This window comes from Gordonia lacunae (assembly GCF_002149015.1).
Classification (GTDB): Bacteria; Actinomycetota; Actinomycetes; order Mycobacteriales; family Mycobacteriaceae; genus Gordonia; species Gordonia lacunae.
The window spans coordinates 117,132-138,804 of sequence record NZ_NGFO01000016.1; the positions used below are offsets into that span (position 1 = coordinate 117,132).

At 67.0% G+C, this 21,673-nt stretch carries 17 protein-coding genes; 10 read left to right on the forward strand and 7 right to left on the reverse strand.

What is annotated here, in order from left to right:
- Positions 1 to 27: 27 nt before the first annotated feature.
- Positions 28 to 861 carry an aldo/keto reductase gene (locus CA982_RS15075; RefSeq protein ID WP_086536120.1) on the forward strand — a complete coding sequence of 278 codons (834 nt, stop codon included), beginning with the start codon at positions 28 to 30 and terminating at the stop codon, positions 859 to 861.
- A gap of 270 nt (positions 862 to 1,131) precedes the next feature.
- Here the strand turns inward: CA982_RS15075 and CA982_RS15080 are convergent, their stop codons facing one another.
- The 4 genes from CA982_RS15080 to CA982_RS15095 form a co-directional block, all read right to left on the reverse strand.
- Positions 1,132 to 1,905: a class I SAM-dependent methyltransferase gene (locus tag CA982_RS15080; RefSeq protein WP_086536096.1), complete on the reverse strand. Its 774-nt coding sequence runs from the start codon at positions 1,903 to 1,905 to the stop codon at positions 1,132 to 1,134.
- A gap of 73 nt (positions 1,906 to 1,978) precedes the next feature.
- On the reverse strand, positions 1,979 to 3,385 hold the full coding sequence (xylB, locus tag CA982_RS15085; RefSeq protein WP_086536097.1) for a xylulokinase: 1,407 nt from the start codon (positions 3,383 to 3,385) through the stop codon (positions 1,979 to 1,981).
- Complete coding sequence (locus tag CA982_RS15090) at positions 3,382 to 4,857, reverse strand: mannitol dehydrogenase family protein (protein WP_086536098.1); 1,476 nt, start codon at positions 4,855 to 4,857, stop codon at positions 3,382 to 3,384. Before CA982_RS15090 ends, xylB begins: the two co-directional genes overlap by 4 nt.
- On the reverse strand, positions 4,854 to 5,918 hold the full coding sequence (locus CA982_RS15095) for an NAD(P)-dependent alcohol dehydrogenase (RefSeq protein WP_086536099.1): 1,065 nt from the start codon (positions 5,916 to 5,918) through the stop codon (positions 4,854 to 4,856). The genes CA982_RS15090 and CA982_RS15095 overlap by 4 nt, the downstream gene beginning before the upstream one ends.
- Before the next feature lie 148 nt (positions 5,919 to 6,066).
- On the opposite strand from CA982_RS15095, the gene CA982_RS15100 reads away from it, so the two are divergent.
- From CA982_RS15100 to CA982_RS15125, 6 genes are all read left to right on the forward strand, one after another.
- On the forward strand, positions 6,067 to 7,110 hold the full coding sequence (locus tag CA982_RS15100) for a sugar-binding transcriptional regulator (RefSeq protein ID WP_086536100.1): 1,044 nt from the start codon (positions 6,067 to 6,069) through the stop codon (positions 7,108 to 7,110).
- The gene (locus CA982_RS15105; RefSeq protein WP_086536101.1) at positions 7,107 to 8,465 is read left to right on the forward strand and encodes an ABC transporter substrate-binding protein; all 1,359 of its coding nucleotides are present in this window, start codon (positions 7,107 to 7,109) and stop codon (positions 8,463 to 8,465) included. Before CA982_RS15100 ends, CA982_RS15105 begins: the two co-directional genes overlap by 4 nt.
- A 2-nt stretch (positions 8,466 to 8,467) precedes the next feature.
- Positions 8,468 to 9,421, forward strand: a complete 954-nt coding sequence (locus CA982_RS15110; protein ID WP_086536121.1) for a carbohydrate ABC transporter permease — start codon at positions 8,468 to 8,470, stop codon at positions 9,419 to 9,421.
- Positions 9,421 to 10,308 (forward strand): carbohydrate ABC transporter permease, encoded by an 888-nt coding sequence (locus tag CA982_RS15115; protein WP_144066034.1) that lies wholly within the window; start codon positions 9,421 to 9,423, stop codon positions 10,306 to 10,308. Before CA982_RS15110 ends, CA982_RS15115 begins: the two co-directional genes overlap by 1 nt.
- A gap of 157 nt (positions 10,309 to 10,465) precedes the next feature.
- Positions 10,466 to 11,572: an ABC transporter ATP-binding protein gene (locus tag CA982_RS15120; RefSeq protein ID WP_086536102.1), complete on the forward strand. Its 1,107-nt coding sequence runs from the start codon at positions 10,466 to 10,468 to the stop codon at positions 11,570 to 11,572.
- A gap of 232 nt (positions 11,573 to 11,804) precedes the next feature.
- Positions 11,805 to 12,587, forward strand: coding sequence for a sulfite exporter TauE/SafE family protein (locus CA982_RS15125; protein ID WP_086536103.1), 783 nt, complete (start codon positions 11,805 to 11,807; stop codon positions 12,585 to 12,587).
- A gap of 130 nt (positions 12,588 to 12,717) precedes the next feature.
- Here the strand turns inward: CA982_RS15125 and CA982_RS15130 are convergent, their stop codons facing one another.
- Together CA982_RS15130 and CA982_RS15135 are read right to left on the reverse strand one after the other, a co-directional pair.
- The gene (locus tag CA982_RS15130) at positions 12,718 to 13,671 is read right to left on the reverse strand and encodes a DUF808 domain-containing protein (protein ID WP_086536104.1); all 954 of its coding nucleotides are present in this window, start codon (positions 13,669 to 13,671) and stop codon (positions 12,718 to 12,720) included.
- A gap of 132 nt (positions 13,672 to 13,803) precedes the next feature.
- On the reverse strand, positions 13,804 to 15,123 hold the full coding sequence (locus CA982_RS15135) for an MFS transporter (RefSeq protein ID WP_086536105.1): 1,320 nt from the start codon (positions 15,121 to 15,123) through the stop codon (positions 13,804 to 13,806).
- 117 nt (positions 15,124 to 15,240) lie between these two features.
- Between CA982_RS15135 and CA982_RS15140 the strand changes: the two genes are divergently transcribed.
- The 3 genes from CA982_RS15140 (at position 15,241) to CA982_RS15150 (ending at position 19,269) form a co-directional block, all read left to right on the forward strand.
- Positions 15,241 to 16,914 carry an AMP-binding protein gene (locus tag CA982_RS15140; protein WP_086536106.1) on the forward strand — a complete coding sequence of 558 codons (1,674 nt, stop codon included), beginning with the start codon at positions 15,241 to 15,243 and terminating at the stop codon, positions 16,912 to 16,914.
- A 64-nt stretch (positions 16,915 to 16,978) separates the two neighbouring features.
- The gene (locus tag CA982_RS15145; RefSeq protein WP_086536107.1) at positions 16,979 to 18,184 is read left to right on the forward strand and encodes an acyl-CoA dehydrogenase family protein; all 1,206 of its coding nucleotides are present in this window, start codon (positions 16,979 to 16,981) and stop codon (positions 18,182 to 18,184) included.
- 8 nt (positions 18,185 to 18,192) lie between these two features.
- Positions 18,193 to 19,269, forward strand: coding sequence for an acyl-CoA dehydrogenase family protein (locus CA982_RS15150; RefSeq protein WP_086536108.1), 1,077 nt, complete (start codon positions 18,193 to 18,195; stop codon positions 19,267 to 19,269).
- A 65-nt stretch (positions 19,270 to 19,334) separates the two neighbouring features.
- Here CA982_RS15150 and CA982_RS15155 read toward each other — a convergent pair whose 3' ends face one another.
- Positions 19,335 to 20,834, reverse strand: a complete 1,500-nt coding sequence (locus CA982_RS15155; protein ID WP_086536109.1) for an amino acid permease — start codon at positions 20,832 to 20,834, stop codon at positions 19,335 to 19,337.
- Between the last annotated feature and the right edge of the window lie 839 nt (positions 20,835 to 21,673).

Below are 21,673 nucleotides of genomic sequence, written 5' to 3' on the forward strand. Positions count from 1 at the left end.
CAGACCCCAACGAGAGGACACGTGCTCATGACAGTCCCCACCATCACCCTCAACAACGGAGTGACCATCCCGCAGTTGGGCTTCGGAGTCTTCCAGATTCCGCCGGAAGACACCCGCGAAGCCACTTTGACCGCGTTCGAGGTCGGTTACCGCCACATCGACACCGCCGAGATGTACGGCAACGAGAAGGGCGTCGGCGAGGCGGTCCGGGATTCGGGCATCGCTCGCGACGACATCTTCATCACCAGCAAACTGAACAACGGCTTCCACGATCCCGACGCCGCCTTGAAGGCGCTCGACGGGACGCTGGCCGACCTGGGCGTCGAGCAGATCGACCTCTTCCTGATCCACTGGCCGCTGCCCGAGGTGGGCGACTACGTCCAGACCTGGAAGGCCCTCGAGAAGGCCTACGCCGACGGCAAGGCGCGCGCAATCGGCGTGTCGAACTTCCAGCAGGCCCATCTGCAGCGCCTCTTCGACGAGGCCGACGTCGTGCCCGCGGTGAATCAGATCGAGGTACATCCGTACCTCTCGCAGAACCCGTTGCGCGCGTTCAACTCCGAGCACAAGATCGCCACCGAGGCCTGGTCGCCGATCGCGCAGGGCAAGGTGACCGACGACCCGGTCATCACCGAGATCGCCCAGGCCAAGGACCGCTCGCCGGCGCAGGTGACCCTGCGGTGGCACATCCAGCGCGGTGACATCGTCTTCCCGAAGTCGGTCACGCGCGCACGCGTGGAGGAGAACTTCGCGCTGTTCGACTTCGAGCTCTCCGACGCCGAGGTCGCCCAGATCGATCGTCTGAACAGTGACGAGCGGATCGGCCCCGATCCGGACACGTTCAACTACGTGCCGGAGTGACCTGACGCCCCGTCGGCCGGGCGCTCCTCAGTTCTGCGGCCTGGCGGCCGTCGTGGACTACGAAACAACCGTCGTGCTCGGTGCGGCGACCACATTCACTGCTCCCTGAGGAGCGAGCTTGCGAGCGTCACGAAGGGTCTCGCAACTCGTCTCGCCAAGACCCTTCGTGACGCGCCCTCCGCAAACTCCGGGCGCTCCTCAGGGAGCAGGGGCTATACGGTTCTTTCGGATCAGGGCGCAGAGCGGGGGCGGAGGGGGCGTTGCTTCGTGCTACGGCCTGGTCAGCGAGGCCCGCAACTGGCTGAACCGGAACAGCGCGGGCTCACCGACGACGTCGGTGTAGCGATCGATGACGGCATCGATGAAGTCGTCGACCTCGTTCTCCGGTAGTCGACTCGTCCAGTCCGACGCCCCGACCGCGAACCAGGCCCGGAAGTCGGCAACCGAGTCGAACTGCCAGCGCAGGTCCTTCACCGACAGATCGTCGACGACGAACCCGGCATCGGTGGCCAGCTCACCGAAGTGGATCGGATCGACATGGACGTACGGCGCGTCGAAGCCGTCGAAGTGGCGCTGCCGGCTCGGTTGCGCCGCGACGTCCATGGCGACGTCCTCGATGCTGGGTCTGTCGGTCGCGCAGACCATCTGCAGCACAGCCCGGCCGCCGTCGACGAGACTCCGGGCTATTCCGCGTAGGGCGGCGCCCTGGTCGTGGACCCAGTGGAGTGCGTTGAACGACACCGCGATGTCGAAGTCGTCGTCGAACGGCAGCGCCAGGACGTCGTCGACGTGGAACTGAACACGCAGCAGATCGGCCGGGACCCGGAGCAGTGCGCGCTCGATCATCCGTCGCGAAGCGTCGACGCCCACAACACTTCCCGACGGGAGCCGATCGGCCAACAGCATGGTGACGAAGCCGTCGCCGCAGCCGACGTCGAGCAGCCGTTCGGTGCCGGTGAGCTCCAGATCCCCGATCGATTCCTCGGCGACCATGCGCTGCAGCGCGCTCACGTCCGCGTATCGCTCGCCGTCCCAATCGACCATCGCGCACCCCTCGGTTGTCCGACCTGCGGGTCATTGTCCCCGGTGCGGCCGCGCGTCGCGCGGCTTCGCCGTATCAGCCGGACGGCTCGTGCGCGTGCGCGAGCATCCGCGAGGCCTCGCGGTACCGGGCGTACACCCCGGGAGTGGGTGATCCGTCGAGCGTGTGGGTCGGGGTCTCCCAGGCGGGGAGTTCGCCGGTCAGCGCCCAGGCTGCTTGACGTGCCGCACCGAGCGCCACGTGTTCGCCGTCGGCGGGTACGACGACCTCGCCGCCGAACAAGCACGGAGCGATCGCGCGGACCGCTGCCGATTTCGCGCCACCCCCGGTCAGCAACACCCGATCCACCCCGACACCCTGACTCTCGATCTGCTCGCGGCAGAAGACCAGTGACGAGACGAGACCCTCGACGGCCGCTCGGGCGATCGAGGCGGGCGTGAAATTGCCGGGGGTCAGGCCCGTCAGTGTGCCGGTCGCCTCGGGCAGGTTCGGAGACCGTTCGCCGGCGAGGTACGGCACCATCGTGACGCCGCCCGCGCCTGGCTCAGCCGACATGGCCAACCGCGCGAACTCCGTCAGGTCCACGCCGAGCATCGTCGCGGTCGCCGACAGCACCGGGGCGCCGTTCAGCGTGCAGACCAGCGGCAGGTGACGCCCCGTCGCGTCGGCGAACCCGGCCACCAGGCCTGACGGATCATTCGGCGCCACGTCCCCGACGGCACTGACCACGCCCGACGTCCCGAGGGACACGACCGCATCTCCGGGGCCCGCATGCAATCCCAGTGCGGCTGAGGCGTTGTCACCGGCCCCCGCGCCCACGACGGCCCCCGACGGGGTGGTCCCGGCCCGCTCTGCGGGGCCGAGTACGTGGGGGAGCAGCGGCCGACGCCCCCGAAACGCTTTCTCCAGCAGATCGACTTGGTACTCATCAGCCGCTGCGCTGAAGTAGCCGGTTCCCGAGGCGTCGCTTCGGTCGGTGATCAGTTCACCGATGTCGGTGCTCCCGCGCAGGCGCCAGGTGAGCCAGTCATGCGGCAGGCAGACCGCCGCGGTGTCGTCGGCGTGCTCGGGCTCGTGGTCCGCCAGCCAGCGGAGCTTGGTCGCGGTGATCGATGCCACCGGCACCACACCGACCGAGCGAGCCCAGGGTTCCGGGCCGCCCAGTTCGGCGATCAGGGCAGTCGCGCTCGGTGCGGAACGGGTGTCGTTCCACAGCAATGCGTCTCGGACGACGCGGCCTGCCTCGTCCAGACACACCATGCCGTGTTGCTGCCCCGCCACCGACACCGCCGCAACGTCCTCGAGCCCACCGGCCTCGCTCACCGCCGAGCACAGTGCGTCCCACCAGTGATCCGGGTGCACCTCGGTACCGGGCGGATGTGGTGCCTGTCCGGTGCGCACCACCCGTCCGGTGGTGGCATCGCACACGACGACCTTGCAGGACTGGGTCGACGAATCGATCCCGGCCACCAGCGTGGTCATGCGAGCAGACCGGCGAGTGTGGCACGGGCGCCCTTGCTGCGCAACGACTCCAGCGCGGACAGGTATGGCTCCGTGAACAACGGCTCCTCCGCGAGAGTGCCGAACAGCTCGGGATCGGCGACGAAGGCGAGCGGATCGGTCCGTGAGCGCTGCGCTCGCGGAACGAGATCGGCCGCGAGGGGATCGATGACGTCGATCGGGTCGCCTGCCTCGTCGGTGCCCTCGGCGTACCGGGTCCAACTGGCCACGACGGCGGCGGCGAGGTCGCTTCGCTGATCCTGCTCGAGGCGCTCGCGGATGACCGGCACCAGCCACTTCGGAATGCGGTCGGAGGAGTCCTGGCAGAGGCGGGCGATGGTGTCGGCGATCGCGGGGTTCGTGAATCGCTCGAGCAGGGTGTCGATGTAGGTGTCGACGTCCACGCCGGGGAGGGGGCGGAGTGTGGTCGCTCCTTCTTCGGTCATGTAGCGCCGCAGCAGAGTACGGATGTCGGGGTCGGATGCGGCGTCGTGGACGTAGCGGTACCCGAGCAGATACCCGAAGTAGCACAGCGCCTGGTGGCCGGCGTTGAGCAGGCGCAGTTTCATCAGCTCGTAGGGGGTCACGTCGTCGACGACCTGGACCCCTGCCTTCTCCAGCGACGGACGCCCCATCGCGAAGTCGTCCTCGAGCACCCACTGGGTGAACGGTTCGGCGACCACCGGCCAGTTGTCGACGACGCCGGTGCGGTCCACGACCTCGTCGGCCAGGTCCGGCGGCGTCGCCGGGGTGATCCGATCGACCATCGAGTTCGGGAATCGCGTGTTGGCCTCGATCCACTCCGCGAGTTCCGGGTCGCGCAACCGGGCGTAGGCGAGAAAGGTCGAGCGGGCCATGTGGCCGTTGCCCTGGATGTTGTCGCAGGACATCACCGTGAACGAGGGTGTCCCGCGTTCGCGGCGTCGAGCCAGCGCTTCGGTCACCAGTCCGAAGACGGTACGAGGCGGCGCACTGGCCTCGAGGTCGGCGACGATGTCCGGGTTCGCGGCGTCGAACTCGCCGGTCGACGGTGAGAAGTTGTAGCCGCCCTCGGTGACGGTCAGTGAGACGATCCGGGTTGCCGGGTCACTCAACCGATCGATCACCTTCTCGGGATCGTCGGGTGCGTACAGATACTCGACGATCGAGCCGATGACCGAGGTCTCCACGGCACCGTCGGGATGCTTGAGGGTGAGGGTGAACAATCCGTCCTGAGGGACGAGGGCGTCCCGCATCGCGGCGTCGGCGGTGCGGACACCGACCCCACAGATGCCCCAGTCGTTCGCCGAGGGATCGGCGGCGAGAAGGCGGTCGACGTACATGGCCTGGTGCGCGCGATGAAACGCGCCGACACCGAAGTGGACGATGCCCGGGGTCACCGCGGCGCGATCGAACGCGGGCGTGTCGACGCCGTCGATCCGCGGCAACGTCTCGTTGGTCAGCGATGTGCTCATCGGCGGGTTCCCTCCGGCCGGGTCGTGTCGGTCTCGACGTCGTCGTCCGAGTTCTGTTCGTAGCTCGAGATGGAAGGGTAGACAACCGCTTTGATGTTGCCGGGAATGCGATCGGCGTCGAGCGCGGCCGCCAGTTCGTCGAGGCCGAACCGCGCGGTCACCATGGCATCGAGATCCACCGCCCCCGTACGGGCCAGGGCCAGCGCGGTCGGCCACGTGTTGGCGTAGCGGAACACTCCGGTCACGACCAGTTCGCGATTCTGGATGAGCGAAATCGGGAGTTCCATGGTGTCGGCGCCCATGCCGACCAGGATCACACGTCCGCCGGGTCGGACCCGCGACAGGCCCTCCCGGACCGCGCCGGCGACTCCGCTCGCGTCGACGAACGCATCCACCCGCTCGATCTCTGTTCCGGGTGTGATCACCGTCGTGGCGCCGAAATCCCGTGCGCGGAGGCGGCGTTGCTCATCCGGCTCGCTCACGACGATGCGCGTGAGGCCGGAAGCCCGCGCGACCTGGGCGACCATCAGGCCGATCGGTCCGGCGCCGGCGATCAGCACGGAGCCGCCGGCGGCAACCTCGGCCTTGCGCATGGCGGCGATGCCCACCGAGAGGGGCTCGAACAGCGCGGCGGCCTCGTCGGAGACCTCGGGCGGCACCGGATGGGCGAAATCGGCTCCGATGGTGACGAATTCGGCGAAAGCGCCGTCTACGGGGGGCGTCGCGTAGAACCGCATCCGGGGGCACAGGTGGTAGTCACCGCGCTTGCTCTCCGGCGTGGTCGGGTCGGGACGCTGGGGCTCGATCGACACCCGCTCGCCGATCCGGGCCCGGTCGACGCCGTCCCCGACGGCGACGACGACCCCGGCGGCCTCATGGCCGAGGACGAGCGGATCGCGGACCACGTACTCACCGATCCGTCCATGGCGGAGGTAATGGGTGTCCGAGCCGCAGACGCCCACCGCGCGGACGGCCACCGTCACGTCACCCGGCCCCGGCTCCGGTGACCTCCGGGTTTCCGTGGTCACCGTCAGATCGGGATGCAGGACGCCGGCGCGCATGGCGTCCGGTACACGCGGTATGCGGAGATCGGTTGTTGCGTGGGTCACACCTGGATGCTAGCTTATTGAGCACATTGACCGCTAGTGAGCAGATGCTCACGGCCGCGCCTCGGCGGCGACGGCGAATGGACGCGAAGGGGCACCCGGGATGGCACCTCGGAAGTCGGCGAACGGCGCGGACGGCGAAACGCCCGTCGCGCCGGCACGTGGGGCCGCACCGCGCGGTGGCGACTCCGGCCAGGACCTGCGACTCCTCGTTCGAGCCGCGACCATGTATCACCTCGAAGGACTCACCCAGGCCGAGATCGCGGGCCGACTCGGGGTGTCGCGCCCGACGGCCGGCCGGCTCGTCGCGCGGGCACGGGCACAAGGTCTCGTACAGGTGTCGGTCTCGGCCCCGGCGCATCTGTCGGCGTCCATCCACACCGAGCTGGAACGCGCGGTCGAGGAGACCCTGGGGCTCGACGAGGTACTCGTCATCGACGAGGTCGCCGACGGCACCACCACCGGCAATGCCGCGCTCGGTCGGGCGGGGGCGTCGGTGTTGACCCGCCGGATTCAGCCAACGGACACCTTCGGATTCACCTGGGGACCGGAACAAGTCGCCGTTGCCGACGCCATGGCTTCGTCCACCTCGTGTCAGCGGGTCGTGCAGATGGACGGCTCGATGACCTCCGTCGAGTACCACACCGGCGTCGACCACGCGCTCTCGCGATTCTCCGAACGGCTCCATGCCCGGCCGCTGCGGCTGGTCGCACCGCTCTACGTCGACCCGGAGACGGTCACTGCCGTGAACCGTGATTCGATCCTCTCGCAGGCACTCTCGGCGGCTCGCGGTGCGCAGGTGATGTTGTTCGGTGTCGGCTCGGTGTCGACATCGACGACCCTGTTCGAGGGCTCGTTCATCGACGCGGTCGTCCTCGACGAGTTGCTGGATCTCGGCGCGGTCGGGGAGATCGGCGGGCGCTTCTACGACGCGAACGGCGGCGCCGTCCCCTCCAGCCTCGTCGACCGGACCGTCTCGGTGTCACTCGACGCGGTCCGCGCCTGCCCGACCTCGATCCTCGTGTCCGGTGGGACACACCGTCGCGAATCCATCCTCGGCGCGTTGCGCGGCGGCTACGCCACCATCCTCGTCACTGACGTGGCGACCGCCGAATGGCTTGTGATGCAAGAGAAAGGCGAACAATGACGTTCTCCCGACACCGAGTGCGATGGGCGCTGGGTGCGATGATCGCGACCGTGGCACTGGTGCTCACCGGCTGCTCCGGCGCGGGTTCACTCACCGGCGGCGGAGGTCGTGAGATCACCGTCGCGATGGTCTCGAACTCGCAGATGCAGGACGCGGTGAAGCTGTCCACGCAGTTCGAGGAACAGAATCCCGGTGTCACGGTGCGGTTCGTGACCCTCTCCGAGAACGAGGCGCGGGCCAAGATCACCGCATCGGTGGCCACCGGCGGCGGTGAGTTCGACGTCGTGATGATCAGCAACTACGAGACCCCGATGTGGGGCGAGTACGGCTGGCTCGTGAACCTGACCCCGTACATGGACGCCGATCCCGATTACGACGCCGACGACTTCATCCCGACGCTGAAGACGGCTCTGTCCCACGATGGTTCGATGTACTCGGCGCCGTTCTACGGGGAGTCGTCGTTCCTGATGTACAACAAGAAGCTCTTCGCCGAGGCCGGGGTGTCGTTGCCGCCTCGACCGACGTGGCCCCAGGTCGCGGAAGCGGCGGCGAAACTCGACAACGAGCGTACGGCGGGAATCTGCCTGCGCGGCAAGCCCGGCTGGGGTGAGGTGCTCGCCCCGCTGAACACGGTGATCAACGCCTTCGGCGGACGCTGGTACGACGAGGACTGGAATGCACAGCTGGACAGTCCCGAGGTGGCCGCAGCGGTGAAGTTCTACGTCGACACGGTCCGGAACCACGGCGAGGCCGGCGCGGCGTCGTCCGGGTTCCAGGAATGCGGAAACCTGTTGTCGCAGGGCCAGGTCGCGATGTGGTATGACGCGACATCCGCGGTGTCGGTGTTGGAGAGCCCGGACACCTCGTCGATTGCGGGTGACGTCGGCTACCTGCCCGCGCCGAGCATGGCCAAGGGTGACAACGGCTGGCTCTACACCTGGTCCTTGGGCATCCCCACCAGCAGCACGCACCAGGACGAGGCGTGGAAGTTCATCCGGTGGATGACCAGCAAGAGCTACATCGAGTATGTCTCGGAGACCCTGGGTCCCAGTCACGTACCGCCGGGCAGCCGGCTCTCCACGTATGAGCTGCCGGCCTACAAGGAACTCGCCGCCCCGTTCGCCGAGCAGACGCTGAGCGCCATGCGTGCGGCGAACCAGCTGAAGCCGACCCTGGAGCCGGTGCCCTACACCGGCGTCCAGTTCCTCGCGATCCCCGAGTTCCAGGATCTCGGAACCCGGGTGAGCCAGCAGATCTCGGCAGCGATCGCCGGCCAGATCAGCGTCGACGACGCGCTCGCGCAGGCGCAGGAGTACGCCCAGGTCGTCGGCAAGTCCTACCAGAGGGAGCAGTGATCATGGCCACCGCAGTCTCCACTCCACCACCCGACACGACGTCGAAGGCGCCGTTGAAGTCCTCGCGCGATCACGTCACGCGTGCCGAGGGCTGGCGCCGTCGCGGTCCCCTCCTGCCGGCGCTGATCTTCCTGATCGTGGTCACGCAGATCCCGTTCGTGTTCACCCTCTACTACTCCACCCAGTCGTGGAACCTCGTACGTCCGGATTCACGCGCGTTCGTCGGGCTCGACAACTATGTCGCGGTGTTCGGCGACAGCCAGTTCTGGCGGGTGACGGTCAACACCATCCTGCTGATCGTGGGCACCGTCCTCATCTCGGTGCTCCTCGGCTTGCTGTTCGCGTTGCTGCTCGACCGGAAGTTCCTCGGCCGCGGGGTGGTGCGGACCCTGCTCATCACTCCGTTCCTGGTCACCCCGGTGGCGGCCGCGTTGCTGTGGAAGACCAGCCTGCTGTCGCCCACCAACGGCCTCGTCAACTGGGCGCTGAGTCCGTTCGGCATCGAGACCGACTGGCTGTCGGAGTTCCCGCTGATGAGCGTGATGGCCGAATTGGTCTGGCAGTGGACGCCTTTCATGATGCTGCTGATCCTCGCGGGTCTGCAGTCGATGCCCCGTGACATCCAAGAGGCGGCACGAGTCGACGGCGCCACCAGCTTCCGGCTCTTCCGGGAACTGACGTTGCCGCATCTGCGTCGCTTCATCGAGCTCGGTGCGGTGCTCGGCGCGATCTACCTGGTCAACACCTTCGACGCGGTGTACATGATGACCTCCGGTGGACCGGGTGTCTCCAGTTCGAATCTGTCGTACTACATCTACCAGCGAGCGTTCCTCGGCTTCGACATCGGCCAGGCCGCGGCGATGGGCGTGGTGACCGTGATCGGCACGATCGTCGTCGCCACGCTCGCTCTACGACTGATCTTCAAATCATTCACCGGGACAGAGGAGCCGGCCTGATGACCACCGACATCCGCTCCGACCGTACGTCGGCCGGGCAGCCAGACGAGAAGTCCGGCACCGAGATCCGTCGTCGGCGCCGGCCGAGACAGGCGGCGCTGACCGCGGTGACCTGGATTCTCGCGATCGGGTTCTTCTTCCCCGTGCTCTGGATGGTGCTGACCGCGTTCAAGCAGGAGAGCGACGCTGCGACGAACCCGCCGACCTTCTTCTTCGAGCCGACACTGCAGCAGTTCCGGGACGTCTTCGATGCGGGAATCGGCACACCGCTGTTGAACTCGGTGTTCGCGACCATCGTCTCGACGATCCTGGTGCTGTTGCTCGGTGTGCCTGCCGCGTTCGCGCTGTCGCTGCGACCGGTGCGCAAGACCAAGGACGCGCTCTTCTTCTTCATCAGTACCAAGATGCTGCCGATCGTCGCGGCGATCATTCCGCTCTACGTGATCGTCGGCGAGATCGGGATGCTCGACAACATCTGGACTCTCGTGATCCTGTACACCGCCATGAACCTGCCGATCGCGGTGTGGATGATGCGGTCCTTCTTCCTCGAAGTGCCCGGGGAGCTACTCGAGGCCGCCAGTATCGACGGTGCGAGTCTCTGGACCTCGGTGCGCGAGGTGATCCTCCCGTTGATCTCGCCGGGAATCGCGGCGACAGCGCTGATCTGCGTGATCTTCTCGTGGAACGAGTTCTTCTTCGCCGTCAACATGACCGCGGTCAACGCGCAGACGATGCCGGTGTTCCTGACCGGTTTCATGTCCGGACAGGGCCTGTACTGGGCGCAACTCTCCGCAGCATCCGTGCTCGCCGCGCTCCCGGTCGTCATCTGCGGCTGGATCGCCCAGAACAAGCTCGTCCGCGGCCTCTCGTTCGGCGCGATCAAATGACAGCAAAGTTCGCGATCGCGCCACCGGTCCCGGCGCGGCGCGATCAAGTGACAGCCCAGTTCGGGATCGCGCCACCGGTCCCAGCGCGGCGCGATCACATGACACCTCTCGTCTGACACGCACTCGCACAACAACTTTGTAGAAACCGGAGAACATCATGGCTTCCATCACCTACGACAAGGCCTGCTGCGTCTACCCCGGCGCGGACAAGCTCGCCGTCGACTCGCTGGACCTGGACATCGCCGACGGCGAGTTCGTGGTCCTCGTCGGTCCGTCCGGTTCCGGAAAGTCGACGGCCCTGCGTATGCTCGCCGGCCTCGAGGAGATCGATTCCGGCCAGATCCGGATCGGCGGTGACAACATGGTCGGCGTCGCCCCCAAGGACCGCGACATCGCGATGGTGTTCCAGAACTACGCGCTCTACCCGAACAAGACGGTCGGCGAGAACATGGGCTTCGCGCTGAAGATGCGCGGTGTGCCCGCCGACGAACGCAAGCGCAAGGTCGCCGAGGCGGCCCGGTTGCTCGACCTGACCGACTTCCTCGACCGCAAGCCCGCCAAACTGTCGGGCGGACAGCGGCAGCGGGTCGCCATGGGGCGGGCCATCGTCCGTGAACCGCAGGTTTTCTGCATGGACGAGCCGCTGTCGAACCTCGACGCCAAGCTTCGTGTCCAGACCCGCACCCAGATCGCCGCCCTGCAACGGCGCCTGGGCACCACGACGGTCTACGTCACCCACGATCAGGTGGAGGCGATGACGATGGGTGACCGCGTGGCCGTGCTCAAAAACGGTGTCCTGCAGCAGTTCTCCACGCCGACTGAACTCTATGACCGACCCGTCAACTCCTTCGTGGCGGGATTCATCGGATCTCCGGGCATGAACCTCTTCGTCGCGCCGGTCGTCGACGGCGTGATCACCGTGTCGGGTGCTGCTGTGGACATCGACGCCGAAGCGCAAGCGGCCCTGCGTCGTTCCGGGCTCGACTCGGTCGTCGTGGGTATCCGTCCCGAGCACCTCACACTGTCGGACAACGGCACCGGTCTCAACGCCGACGTCGCTCTCCTGGAGGAGCTGGGCAGCGAGAGCTACATCTACGCCAACCTCGCCGACGACTCGGTGCGCAACCTCGACGGCGATCCGATGGTGATGGTCGCGCGGTCGGCCGAGCGAGCACCCGCCAAGCGGGGCGAGGGCATCCGCCTGCGCCAGTCCGACAGCGCGGTGCACCTGTTCGACCCGTCCAGCGGCGACCGCCTCAACTGACAGCCGGCTCCGGGGTTGCGCGTGCCGGCGCCCGCTCCGTCGACTGGGCGTCGGATCTCGTCGACTGGGCGTCGGATCTCGTCGACTGGGCGTCGGATCTTGTCGATTGTGCGATGCCTCGGGTGAATTGCGCAGACTGTCCCGTCGGGAGCCGCGTTCTCCGCTGGGATGAGGCTCGTCGAAACCACCCCGGTGCACCCGCCGGATACCTCGGAGGGCACCCTCGGAGACTGTGACCATCTGGGAACTAGTCGCCGTGCTCTTCGCCGGCGTCGGGGCGGGCGCGATCAACGCCCTCGTCGGCAGCGGGACGCTCATCACGTTTCCGACGCTGGTCGCTTTCGGGGTCCCGCCTGTCACCGCGACCATGTCCAATGCGATCGGGCTGGTGGCCGGCGGGGTGTCGGGTACGTGGGGTTACCGGCGCGAGCTCGAAGGACAGTGGACGCGTCTCCGCTGGCAGATGCCGGCGTCGTTCACCGGCGCGATCATCGGCTGCTGGCTCCTGCTCCACCTGCCCGAGACCGTGTTCGAGACCGTCGTCCCGGTTCTGCTCGTTGCCGCGCTGATTCTCGTCGTCGCCCAGCCCTACATCCAGAAATGGGTGGGTGGCCGCTCTACTCACGGCGGTGATCTCACGCCCCCGCATCTCGGTCCCGTGCGGATTGCCGCGATGACCTTCGGGACGTTCGCCGTCGGCGTCTATGGCGGGTACTTCACAGCTGCGCAGGGCATCCTCCTGATGGGCGTCCTCGGGGTGATCGTCCCCGACCACCTCCAGCGGATGAACGCGGCGAAGAACCTGCTCAGCCTGGTGGTCAATGTCGTCGCCGCCGTCACCTACACCCTGGTGGCGTTCGACCGGATCGACTGGTGGGCGGCTGCGGCCATCGCGGTCGGTTCGTTGGCCGGTGGCTTCCTCGGCGCCAGATATGGACGTCGACTCTCCCCACGGGCGCTTCGCGCGGTGATCGTCGTCGTCGGACTGATCGGCCTCTGGCGACTTCTCGCGTGACCAGGCGGCACACAACCTGCCACAACGACGCCCAGTCGACGGAAAACGACGCCCAGTCGACGAAAAGCCACGCCCAGTCGACGAAAAGCCACGCCCAGTCGACGAAAAGCCACGCCCAGTCGACGGGGGATCAGTGCGCGGGGGCGGCTTCCTTCTTCCGACGCGGGATGACATGCAGGATCGCGACGATGATCGCTCCGACCACGAGGCCGACGACGGCGGAGAGCACGGTGCCCGCAGTCCACGAGAGGACGCCGCCGAACCCGCCGTGGACCAGTTCGCCGAACCAGTGCTCGACGTCGTGGAGTCGATCCGCAGGCCAGTGGAAACCGGCCTCGCCGACGTTGACGATCAGGATGTGGCCGCCCACCCAGAGCATCGCCGCGATGCCGACGACCGTCAGCGTCGACATGATCGTGGGCATGGCGCGGACCAGGCCGCGACCGATTTTCTGGAGGAGGGTGGACTCGCGCTGGGCCAGTGCCAGGCCGACGTCGTCCATCTTCACGATGATGGCCACGACACCGTAGACGAGTGCGGTGATCAGGACGGCGACGACCACGAGGACCGCCAGACGCGTCCAGAAGGGCTCGGACTCGACCGACGACAGCGAGATGACCATGATCTCCGCGGACAGGATCAGGTCGGTGCGGATCGCACCGCTGACCATCGTCTTCTCGAACTCGGGACCGGCCTCGCCCGCGGTCTGCTCCTCGGCGTGGTGTCCGCCACCGATCGCCTCCCACACCTTCTCGGCGCCCTCGAAGCACAGGAACAGGCCACCGGCGATCAGCAGGTAGGGGAGCGCCCCGGGCAGGAACTGACTCAGGATCATCGCCACCGGCAGGATGATGAGCAGCTTGTTGCGAATCGATCCGATGGCGATCTTCCGCACGATCGGCAGTTCACGATCGGGGGTGAAACCGTGGACGTAGCGGGGTGTGACGGCGGTGTCGTCGACCACCACGCCCGCCGCCTTGACGCTGGCCTTGCCGGCCGCCGCACCGATGTCGTCGAGAGACGCCGCGGCGGCCCGGGTGAGGGTCACGATGTCGTCGAGCAAGGCGACGAGGCCACTGGCCACGGGAACCTCCGGGCGTTCGAGGGGATTGAGTTCTCGAACAGTATGCCCAAACGGACGCGGGCCACACGCTCGGTGGCGGCCCGCGTCCGTTTCGTCGGATTCGGCGCCAGGGTAGGGATGACGCCGCCCGGGTCAGGAGTGGGCGGGGGCGGTCATCGCGTCGTCGGTGGAGTCGGTGATGTCTCCGAGTCCGCGCACCTTCCGCCGGATCGTCATCAGGGTCAGCAGTCCGATCGCGCTGGCGCCGATGAGGAAGTAGGCGGGCGCGAGCGAGTTGCCCGTGCGGTCGATCAGCCATGTGGCGATGTAGGCGGCCGTGCCGCCGGCCAGGACCGTCGACAGGTTGAAGCCGAGGGCCACACCGGTCAGACGGACCTTCGTGTCGAACAACGACGGGAACAACGGTGCGGTGGCGACCTGGATCAACGGGGTGCACAGGGCGAACACCGCGAAGGCGAGGGCCGCTACCGCCAGGCCGTGCCCGGTCATCAGCGCCATCGCGGGGTAGGCGAGAGTGGCCGCGGTCAGCAGGCCGGCGATGAGGACGGGCCGACTTCCGAACCGGTCGACCAGCAGTCCGGCGATCGGCATGCACGACGCGACGAACACGATGACGCCGGCCGCGGTCCAGGTGACCGCGGTTTGGCTGTATCCGCCCTCACGCACGAGATGGATGCCGATGTAGGTGAGCACCATGTACCCGGTCGCGTTCTGCGCGATACCGAGACCGAGCACCTGCAGGACCTGGATCGGCTGGCTGCGCAACAGTTCTCGCAGCGGCGCCTTCGGGAGTTCGCGGCGCTCGGCGGTTTTGGTGAACTCCGGCGAGTCCTCGATGCGGGTTCGGAGCCACAGGCAGAGCACGAGCAGCGGAAGTCCGGCGACGAACGGGATTCGCCAGCCCCAGCTGTCCATCTGGGCCTCGGAGGTCAGGGCGGACGTCGTCGCCACCACGATGGCGGCGAGCGCGAAGCCGCTGTTCGATCCCAGCGCGACGATCGATCCGCCCAGGCCGCGGCGCTTGGGTCCGACGACCTCGTAGACGTAGGTCAGCGCACCGCCGAGCTCGCCACCGGCGGAGAAGCCCTGGAGCAGGCGAGCGATCACCAGCAGGATCGGCGCGAGGACCCCGACCGCGGCGTACGTCGGCAGCAGAGCCATCAGCGTGGTGCCCACGCCCATCAGGATCACCGACACCAGCAGCGCGCGCTTGCGGCCGAAGCGGTCGCCGAGGCGCCCGAAGAAGATGCCGCCGATCGGCCGCATGAGGTACGCCGACGCGAACACCGCGAGGCTCGACAGGAGGGACGCGGTCGGGTCGTCGCTCGGGAAGAACAGCGGGCTGACCACCACTGCGAGGTATGCGTACACCGTCAGGTCGTAGTACTCGACGACCGTTCCGACGCCGGCGGCGATGACCGCCCGCCGGCTCCGTTGATCCTGGGTTGCCATGAGGTCTCTTTCTGGGGGAGGGCACTAAGTGAGCACTAATATGTACATATTTAGTGAGACGTGGGTTACTGTAGAACGCGTCACGAGCAATCGGCAAGAGTTCTCAGAGGAAACACCATGCGTCCCACGCACTCTCCACATCCCGATCTCGCCGAGCAGTACCGGGCGGCGGGGCACTGGCGGGACAGGACCGTCGACCACTTCGTCGAGCGCGCCGCCGCGCTGTATCCGGACGCCGTCGCGATCATCGACGGTGATCGGCGGCTGACGTTCGCCGACGTCGAGCGCGAGTCCCTGCGCCTGGCCGCCGCGTTGTACGACCGTGGCGTGCGGCCGGGCGACGTGGTGTCCTTCCAGCTCCCGAACTCCGCCGACGCGGTCATCGTCTTCCACGCGATCCATCGCGTTCGCGGTGTCGCGAACCCGATCGTGCCGATCTACCGCGAGCGCGAAGTAGGTTTCATCCTCGGGCAGGCGCGCACCAAGGTCGCCCTCGTCCCGGGAACCCATCGCGGATTCGACCACCAGGCTATGTATGCCGCTCTGCGGCAGCGTCTTCCGCATCTCGAGCTGGTGGTGACCACCGGCGCGGCATCGGACTCCGGAGCTGCCGACCTCCGGTCCCTGATCGACTCCGCGACGCCGGAGATGATCGAGACGGTGCGTGCGCTGCCCCGCGCCGATCCCGACGACGTCTGCCTGCTGCTGTACACGTCGGGCACGACCGCGGACCCGAAGGGGGCGCTGCACAGTCACAACACGCTGGTCTTCGAGAACAGCTCGATGATCGAGACGTTCGGACTCGACGAGCGCGACGTCGTGTTCAACCCGTCGCCGGTGACGCACGTGACCGGGGTGAACTGTGCCCTGACCCTGCCATTCCTGCTCGGTGCGCCGGTGGTGCTGCAGGATGTGTGGGATCCGGAGACCGCGCTGACCAGCGTGCTCGAGGAGAACGCGAGTTTCATGATCTTCGCGACGCCGTTCCTGCGGGGCCTGTTGGAGGCCGCGATCTCGCGGGGCGTCCGGACCCCGTCGGTGCGATACATCATCTGCGGGGGCGCCGACATCCCGGACTCGTTGGTCACCAGGGCAACCGAGGTGCTGGGCACCGTCACGCGGATGTACGGGGCGACCGAGGGACCCTCGGTGACATCGGCGAACAGGTCGGACGACCCGTATCTGCGCACCGGCACCGACGGGCGCGTGCTCGCCCCGACCGAGGTCGTCGTGTCCGACGGTGCGGGGAGCAGCGCCGCGACCGGCGTCGTCGGCGAGGTGCTGTGGCGTGGACCCGACACCTGCCTCGGATACCTCGACGCGTCCCTGAACGACGAGGCCTTCACCGGCGACGGGTTCTTCCGCAGCGGGGACCTCGCCTACTTCGACGCCCGGGGCGGGATCCACATCGTCGGTCGGATCAAGGACATCATCAACCGCTCCGGTGAGAAGATCAGCACCCACGATGTCGAGAACGAACTGAGTGAGCATCCCGCGGTCACCGAGATCGCGGTCGTCGCCGGGCCGGACCCCCGAACCGGGGAGCGGGGGTGCGCATTCGTCGTCACCCGGGATGCCGTCGATCTCACCCTCGAAGAGGTGCGAGAGTTCCTCTCCGCGAGAGGGATCGCGATGCAGAAGGTCCCGGAGAGCATCTTCGTCGTCGATTCCCTGCCGAAGACGGCGAGCGGGAAGATCCAGAAATTCGCCCTCCGCGACTGGACGCGGGACCGCACGACCGCCCCGCCCCAGATGCAGGCCGTGACCATCTCCGCGGCGCACGAGAGATGAGAACCGCTGTGTCACGACAACTCCGAGTACGACGGCATGACCGAGCAGGACAGGGATCACGAGGATGACGACCACGGTGCCGGGCGCGACCACGCTCGACGAGTACGAAACCCGGGCGCGGGCCTGGCTCGACGCCGAACTCCCGGTGCGGGCCGCGCAGGAGCACGAACCGAACTACGCCATCTTCCACAACCGGACCCACGACGAGGAACGGGCGCTGATCGACGCGGCGCGGGCCTGGCAGGCACGACGCGTGGACGCGGGCTTCGGCGCGATCACCTGGGGACCGGACTGGGGTGGGCCGGGTCTGACCGCGGGCCACGAACGCGTGTACGTCAACCTGGAGCGTGGCTACCAGACCCCCGAACGGCACGAGAACGTGCTGGTGACAGTCGAATTGGTGGCACCGACCCTGCATGCGCTGGGTACCGACGAGCAGCGGCAACGATTCGTCCGGCCGTTCCTGCGCGCCGACGAGCTGTGCTGCCAGCTGTTCTCCGAACCCGGAGCGGGTTCGGACCTGGCCGGGCTGTCGACGAAGGCGGTCCGGAACGGGGACACGTGGCGGATCAACGGCCAGAAGGTGTGGAGTTCCGGTGCTCAGTTCTCGGAGTGGGGTCTGCTCATCGCCCGGTCCGACCGGTCGGCGCCGAAACACAAGGGCATGACCGCATTCATGGTGCCGATGAACACGCCCGGCGTGGAGGTCCGGCCGATCCGGCAGATGTCCGGTGGATCGACGTTCAACGAGGTCTTCCTCTCCGACGTCGAGCTGCCGGATTCCCTGCGGGTCGGGGCCGAGGGCGACGGCTGGAAGGTCGCGCTCACCACACTCGGTTTCGAACGAAACTCCAGCGCCGGGATCGTCAGTGCCGGTGGTAACAGCGTCGATCTCGCCCGCCTCGTCGACCGTCTCGGGCTGTCCGACGACCCGCTGGCCCGGCAGCGCCTCGGTGACGCGGCGATCTACGAACGGGCAGCGGCACTCATGGTGGCGCGTTACGCCGAACGGGAGCGTGCCGGTGCCGTCCCGGGCGTCGAGGGGTCCATCGGGAAGCTCGTGTGGACGCAGAACCTGAAGCGGGTCGGCGACGCCGCCGCATCGTTCCTCGGCGACCGGATCGTCGCCGACACCGGTGAGCCCGACACCTTCGCCTGGTCGGAGCATCTGCTCGGTGCACCCGGGTACCGCATCGCGGGCGGCTCGGACGAAATCCAACGAAACATCATCGGCGAACGCGGCCTCGGACTGCCGCGCGAACCCCGGTAGGAGTACACATGCCCATCGAACTGACCGTCGAGCAGCGCGATCTGCAGGCCGCTCTCGCCGACGCGTGGTCGGATCACGCGCCCGCGCAGGATCTCTGGTCGTCGATCCGGGAACTCGGGCTGACCGAGATCCCGTTTCCGGAGGACCTCGGCGGGGCCGGGTACGGGGTGAAGGACGCGTCGGTCGTGATGACCGCCCACGGTCGCTGCCTCGGTTCCTCGCCGTACCTCTCGTCGGTGATCATGGCCGGCCTCACCCTGCTCCACGCCGCCGACGACGAGGGTCGTCGAGAACACCTGCCGGCCATCGTGACCGGCGAACGACGTGCGGCGCTCGTCTGCGGTTCCGCCATCGTCTCTTCGTCGATCGACGCCGAGCTCACCGAGCGGGGGACGTTGCTCCTCAGCGGCCGCCAGGACGTCGTCCTCGACGCCGCGTCTGCCGACGTGCTGGTGGTCGTTGCGCACACCGCGTCGGGTGTGGAACTGGGTGTCCTGGACGGCGGCGCTGCCGGTGTCCGTCGCGAGGTGCGCGAAAGCCTCGATCTCACACGTGAGTTCGCCAGCGTGGAGTTCGCCGGCGCCGAAGCGGTCCGGGTGTCGGGGCCGCAGCTCGCGAAGCGGCTGGACCGGGCGCGCTCACTGCTGATGATCGCGCTGGCCGCCGAGCAGGTGGGGATCGCCCGCGAATGCCTGGAGATGACGGTCGACTACGCGAAGACCCGCCAGCAGTTCGGCCGGACCATCGGGTCGTTCCAGGCGCTCAAGCACCGTCTCGTCGACATGCTGGTGGCCACCGAGCTGGCCGAGGCGGCAATGCTCGACGCCGCGGATGCCGATCGCTTCGACGATGCGGATCTCGCCGATCGGGCCGCGTCGGCGCGCGTGCTCGCCGGCCGCGCCGCGATGTTCGCCGCCGAGGAGGGCATCCAGATCCACGGCGGCATCGGGTTCACGTGGGAGCATCCCCTGCACCACCACTTCCGGCGGGCCAAAACCGATCAACTGCTGTTCCAGGACAACGACGTGCACGTCGACTCCGTCGCGCGCGCGATGCTCGGACGGGTCCGCGCGGCGTCGGTGTGATCGGCGGCGGAGCGGTTCCGGAGCGGCGGGTTCATCGCTCGTCGTCATGGGTATCACCGACCCCGTCAGTCCTGGTCGCTCGGGTCGGTGTGGCCGGGGCCCTCCGGTCTCGGTGGTTGTGGCATCACCGGGTACTCGCCGGTGTAACCCTGGCGCTGCTTGGAGATCTCCAGCACCTTGCCGCGGCACGCGAACCACCCGGCGGTCAGCAGCGGGATACCCACGATGATGGCGATGAGGTTCCAGTAGTTGTCCCAGCACATGAGCGTCACGACGGCCGTGAGGAACAGTAATGTCAGGTAACTGGTGTAGGGGGCGCCCGGTAGTCGGAAGGCCGGCCGGGTGAGGATGCCCTTCTGTTCCCATCGGTACAGCTGGATTTGACAGGCAACGATCATGGCCCAGGTCGAGATTATGCCCAGTGCAGAGAGATCCAGGGCAATGTTGAAGGCCTCGGCAGGGACGAATAGGTTGAGCACGACGCCAAGCAGGGTCAGCCCGCCGGTCAGTGCGATGCCCCCGAAGGGCACCCCGTTGCGGTTCATCTTGGCTGTGAACGCCGGTCCGCTGCCGTTCATCGCCATCGACCGCAGGGTGCGGCCGGTTGAGTAGAGTCCGGCGTTGAGGCTCGACAGCGCCGCAGTCAGGACGACGAGGTTCATGATGCCACCGGCGGCAGGGACTCCGATCTTGGAGAAGAACGTGACGAAGGGGCTCTCGCCGGCTTGGTAGGTGGTGTAGGGCAGCAGCAGTGCCAGGACGACCAGTGATCCCACGTAGAACACTGCGATACGCACGATGACCGAGTTGATGGCTCGTGGCATGACTTGTGCCGGGTCGGCGGTCTCGCCGGCGGCGGTACCCACCAGTTCGACTGCGGCGTAGGCGAAGATGACGCCCGATGTGACGATTACCAGTGAGAACACGCCAGTGGGGAACATGCCGCCGTTGTCGGAGATCACGCTGAATCCGGTAGAGGCGCCCTCGATGTCGAAGCGTCCACCGAGGAAGATTGTGCCGACAACGAGGAATGTGACCAGCGCGGCGACCTTGATGATCGACGCCCAGAACTCCATCTCGCCGAACAATTTCACCGAGATGATGTTCATGGCCATCACGATGCACAGTGCGATCAGTGCGATCAGCCATTGGGGGATCGATTCGAACATGCTCCAGTAGTGGACGTAGAGCGCGATCGCGGTGACGTCGACGATGGCGGTGGCCGCCCAGTTGAAGAAGTAGAGCCAGCCGGTAACGAAAGCTGTTTTCTCGCCGAAGAACTCACGCGCATACGAGACGAACGATCCAGATGACGGACGATGAAGGACAAGCTCACCGAGCGCGCGCAGGATGAAGAACACGAATACACCGCAGACGGCGTAGGTGATGAACAGGCCTGGGCCCGCGTCGTGCAGGCGGCTCCCCGCACCCATGAACAGGCCGGTGCCAATCGCGCCGCCGATGGCGATCATCTGGATCTGCCGTGGCTTCAAACTCTTGTGGTAGCCCTCGTCCTCATGGGCGAGGGAAGAGTTGTCATACGAGGTCGATGATTCGGCCGTCAACCGTTCCCCTCAGGTGGATGGATCGTCTCCGTCACCGATCCGCGTGAGAAATGAACCTAAGCGGGATGTGTGACAACACCGAGAGATTCATGTAAACGAACTGTTTCTTGCGGAAAGTAGGCAATCCATTCTCCTCACGCTGCAGGGTCCGGCCGACTCCTCAGCAGTTTCGCGCGGTGATCGTTTGTGCCTCCGGCCCTGTGCATTGTGTTTCGATCTGACGGCTTGGGGCCACATGTTGGTGCAAGACAAGGTATTCGGCCGCTACGTCGATCTTGCCGCGGTATTCGTGACGGGAGTGTACGCCGTGCTGGCCGTCCTGATCGCCGGGGCGCGGACCGCGTCGGCGGCACCCACCCCGCTGGCGTCGACCTACGTCCGACTTGTGACCGATGACGGGTGGAAGGTCGAACTGCGGGCCTCGGAGCTGGTGGTCAACCCGATGGCGAACATCGCCAACAATTTCGCCTCCCGCGAAGGCCGGGTATCGGCGCGGTCGCGCGCCAGCGCCGGGTGCGGGTACTCGAGGGACCTCAGACGACGTACGTGCACCCGGCATAGCACTCGGCCGTGTTCGCTCCTCTGGTCCAGGTGCCGTGTCGAAATCACCTGCCGACCAGATTGTTTCGGAGCAGGCACGGTAGGCGTGAAGGGTGCGGATTGACTGACCCGAAATGGGGTGACCGCCACGATGAGTCGGCGCGACAACGTCTCTGGTATCTAAAGCTGTTCTGCTGTGGATCGATTCCCGGACTTGTCGGTGGTGGGCTTTAGATTGGTGGGTAACAGATCACACCCCGGTCAGCGGGTGGGTCGGGGTCAACGTATCGGGGGGTGCG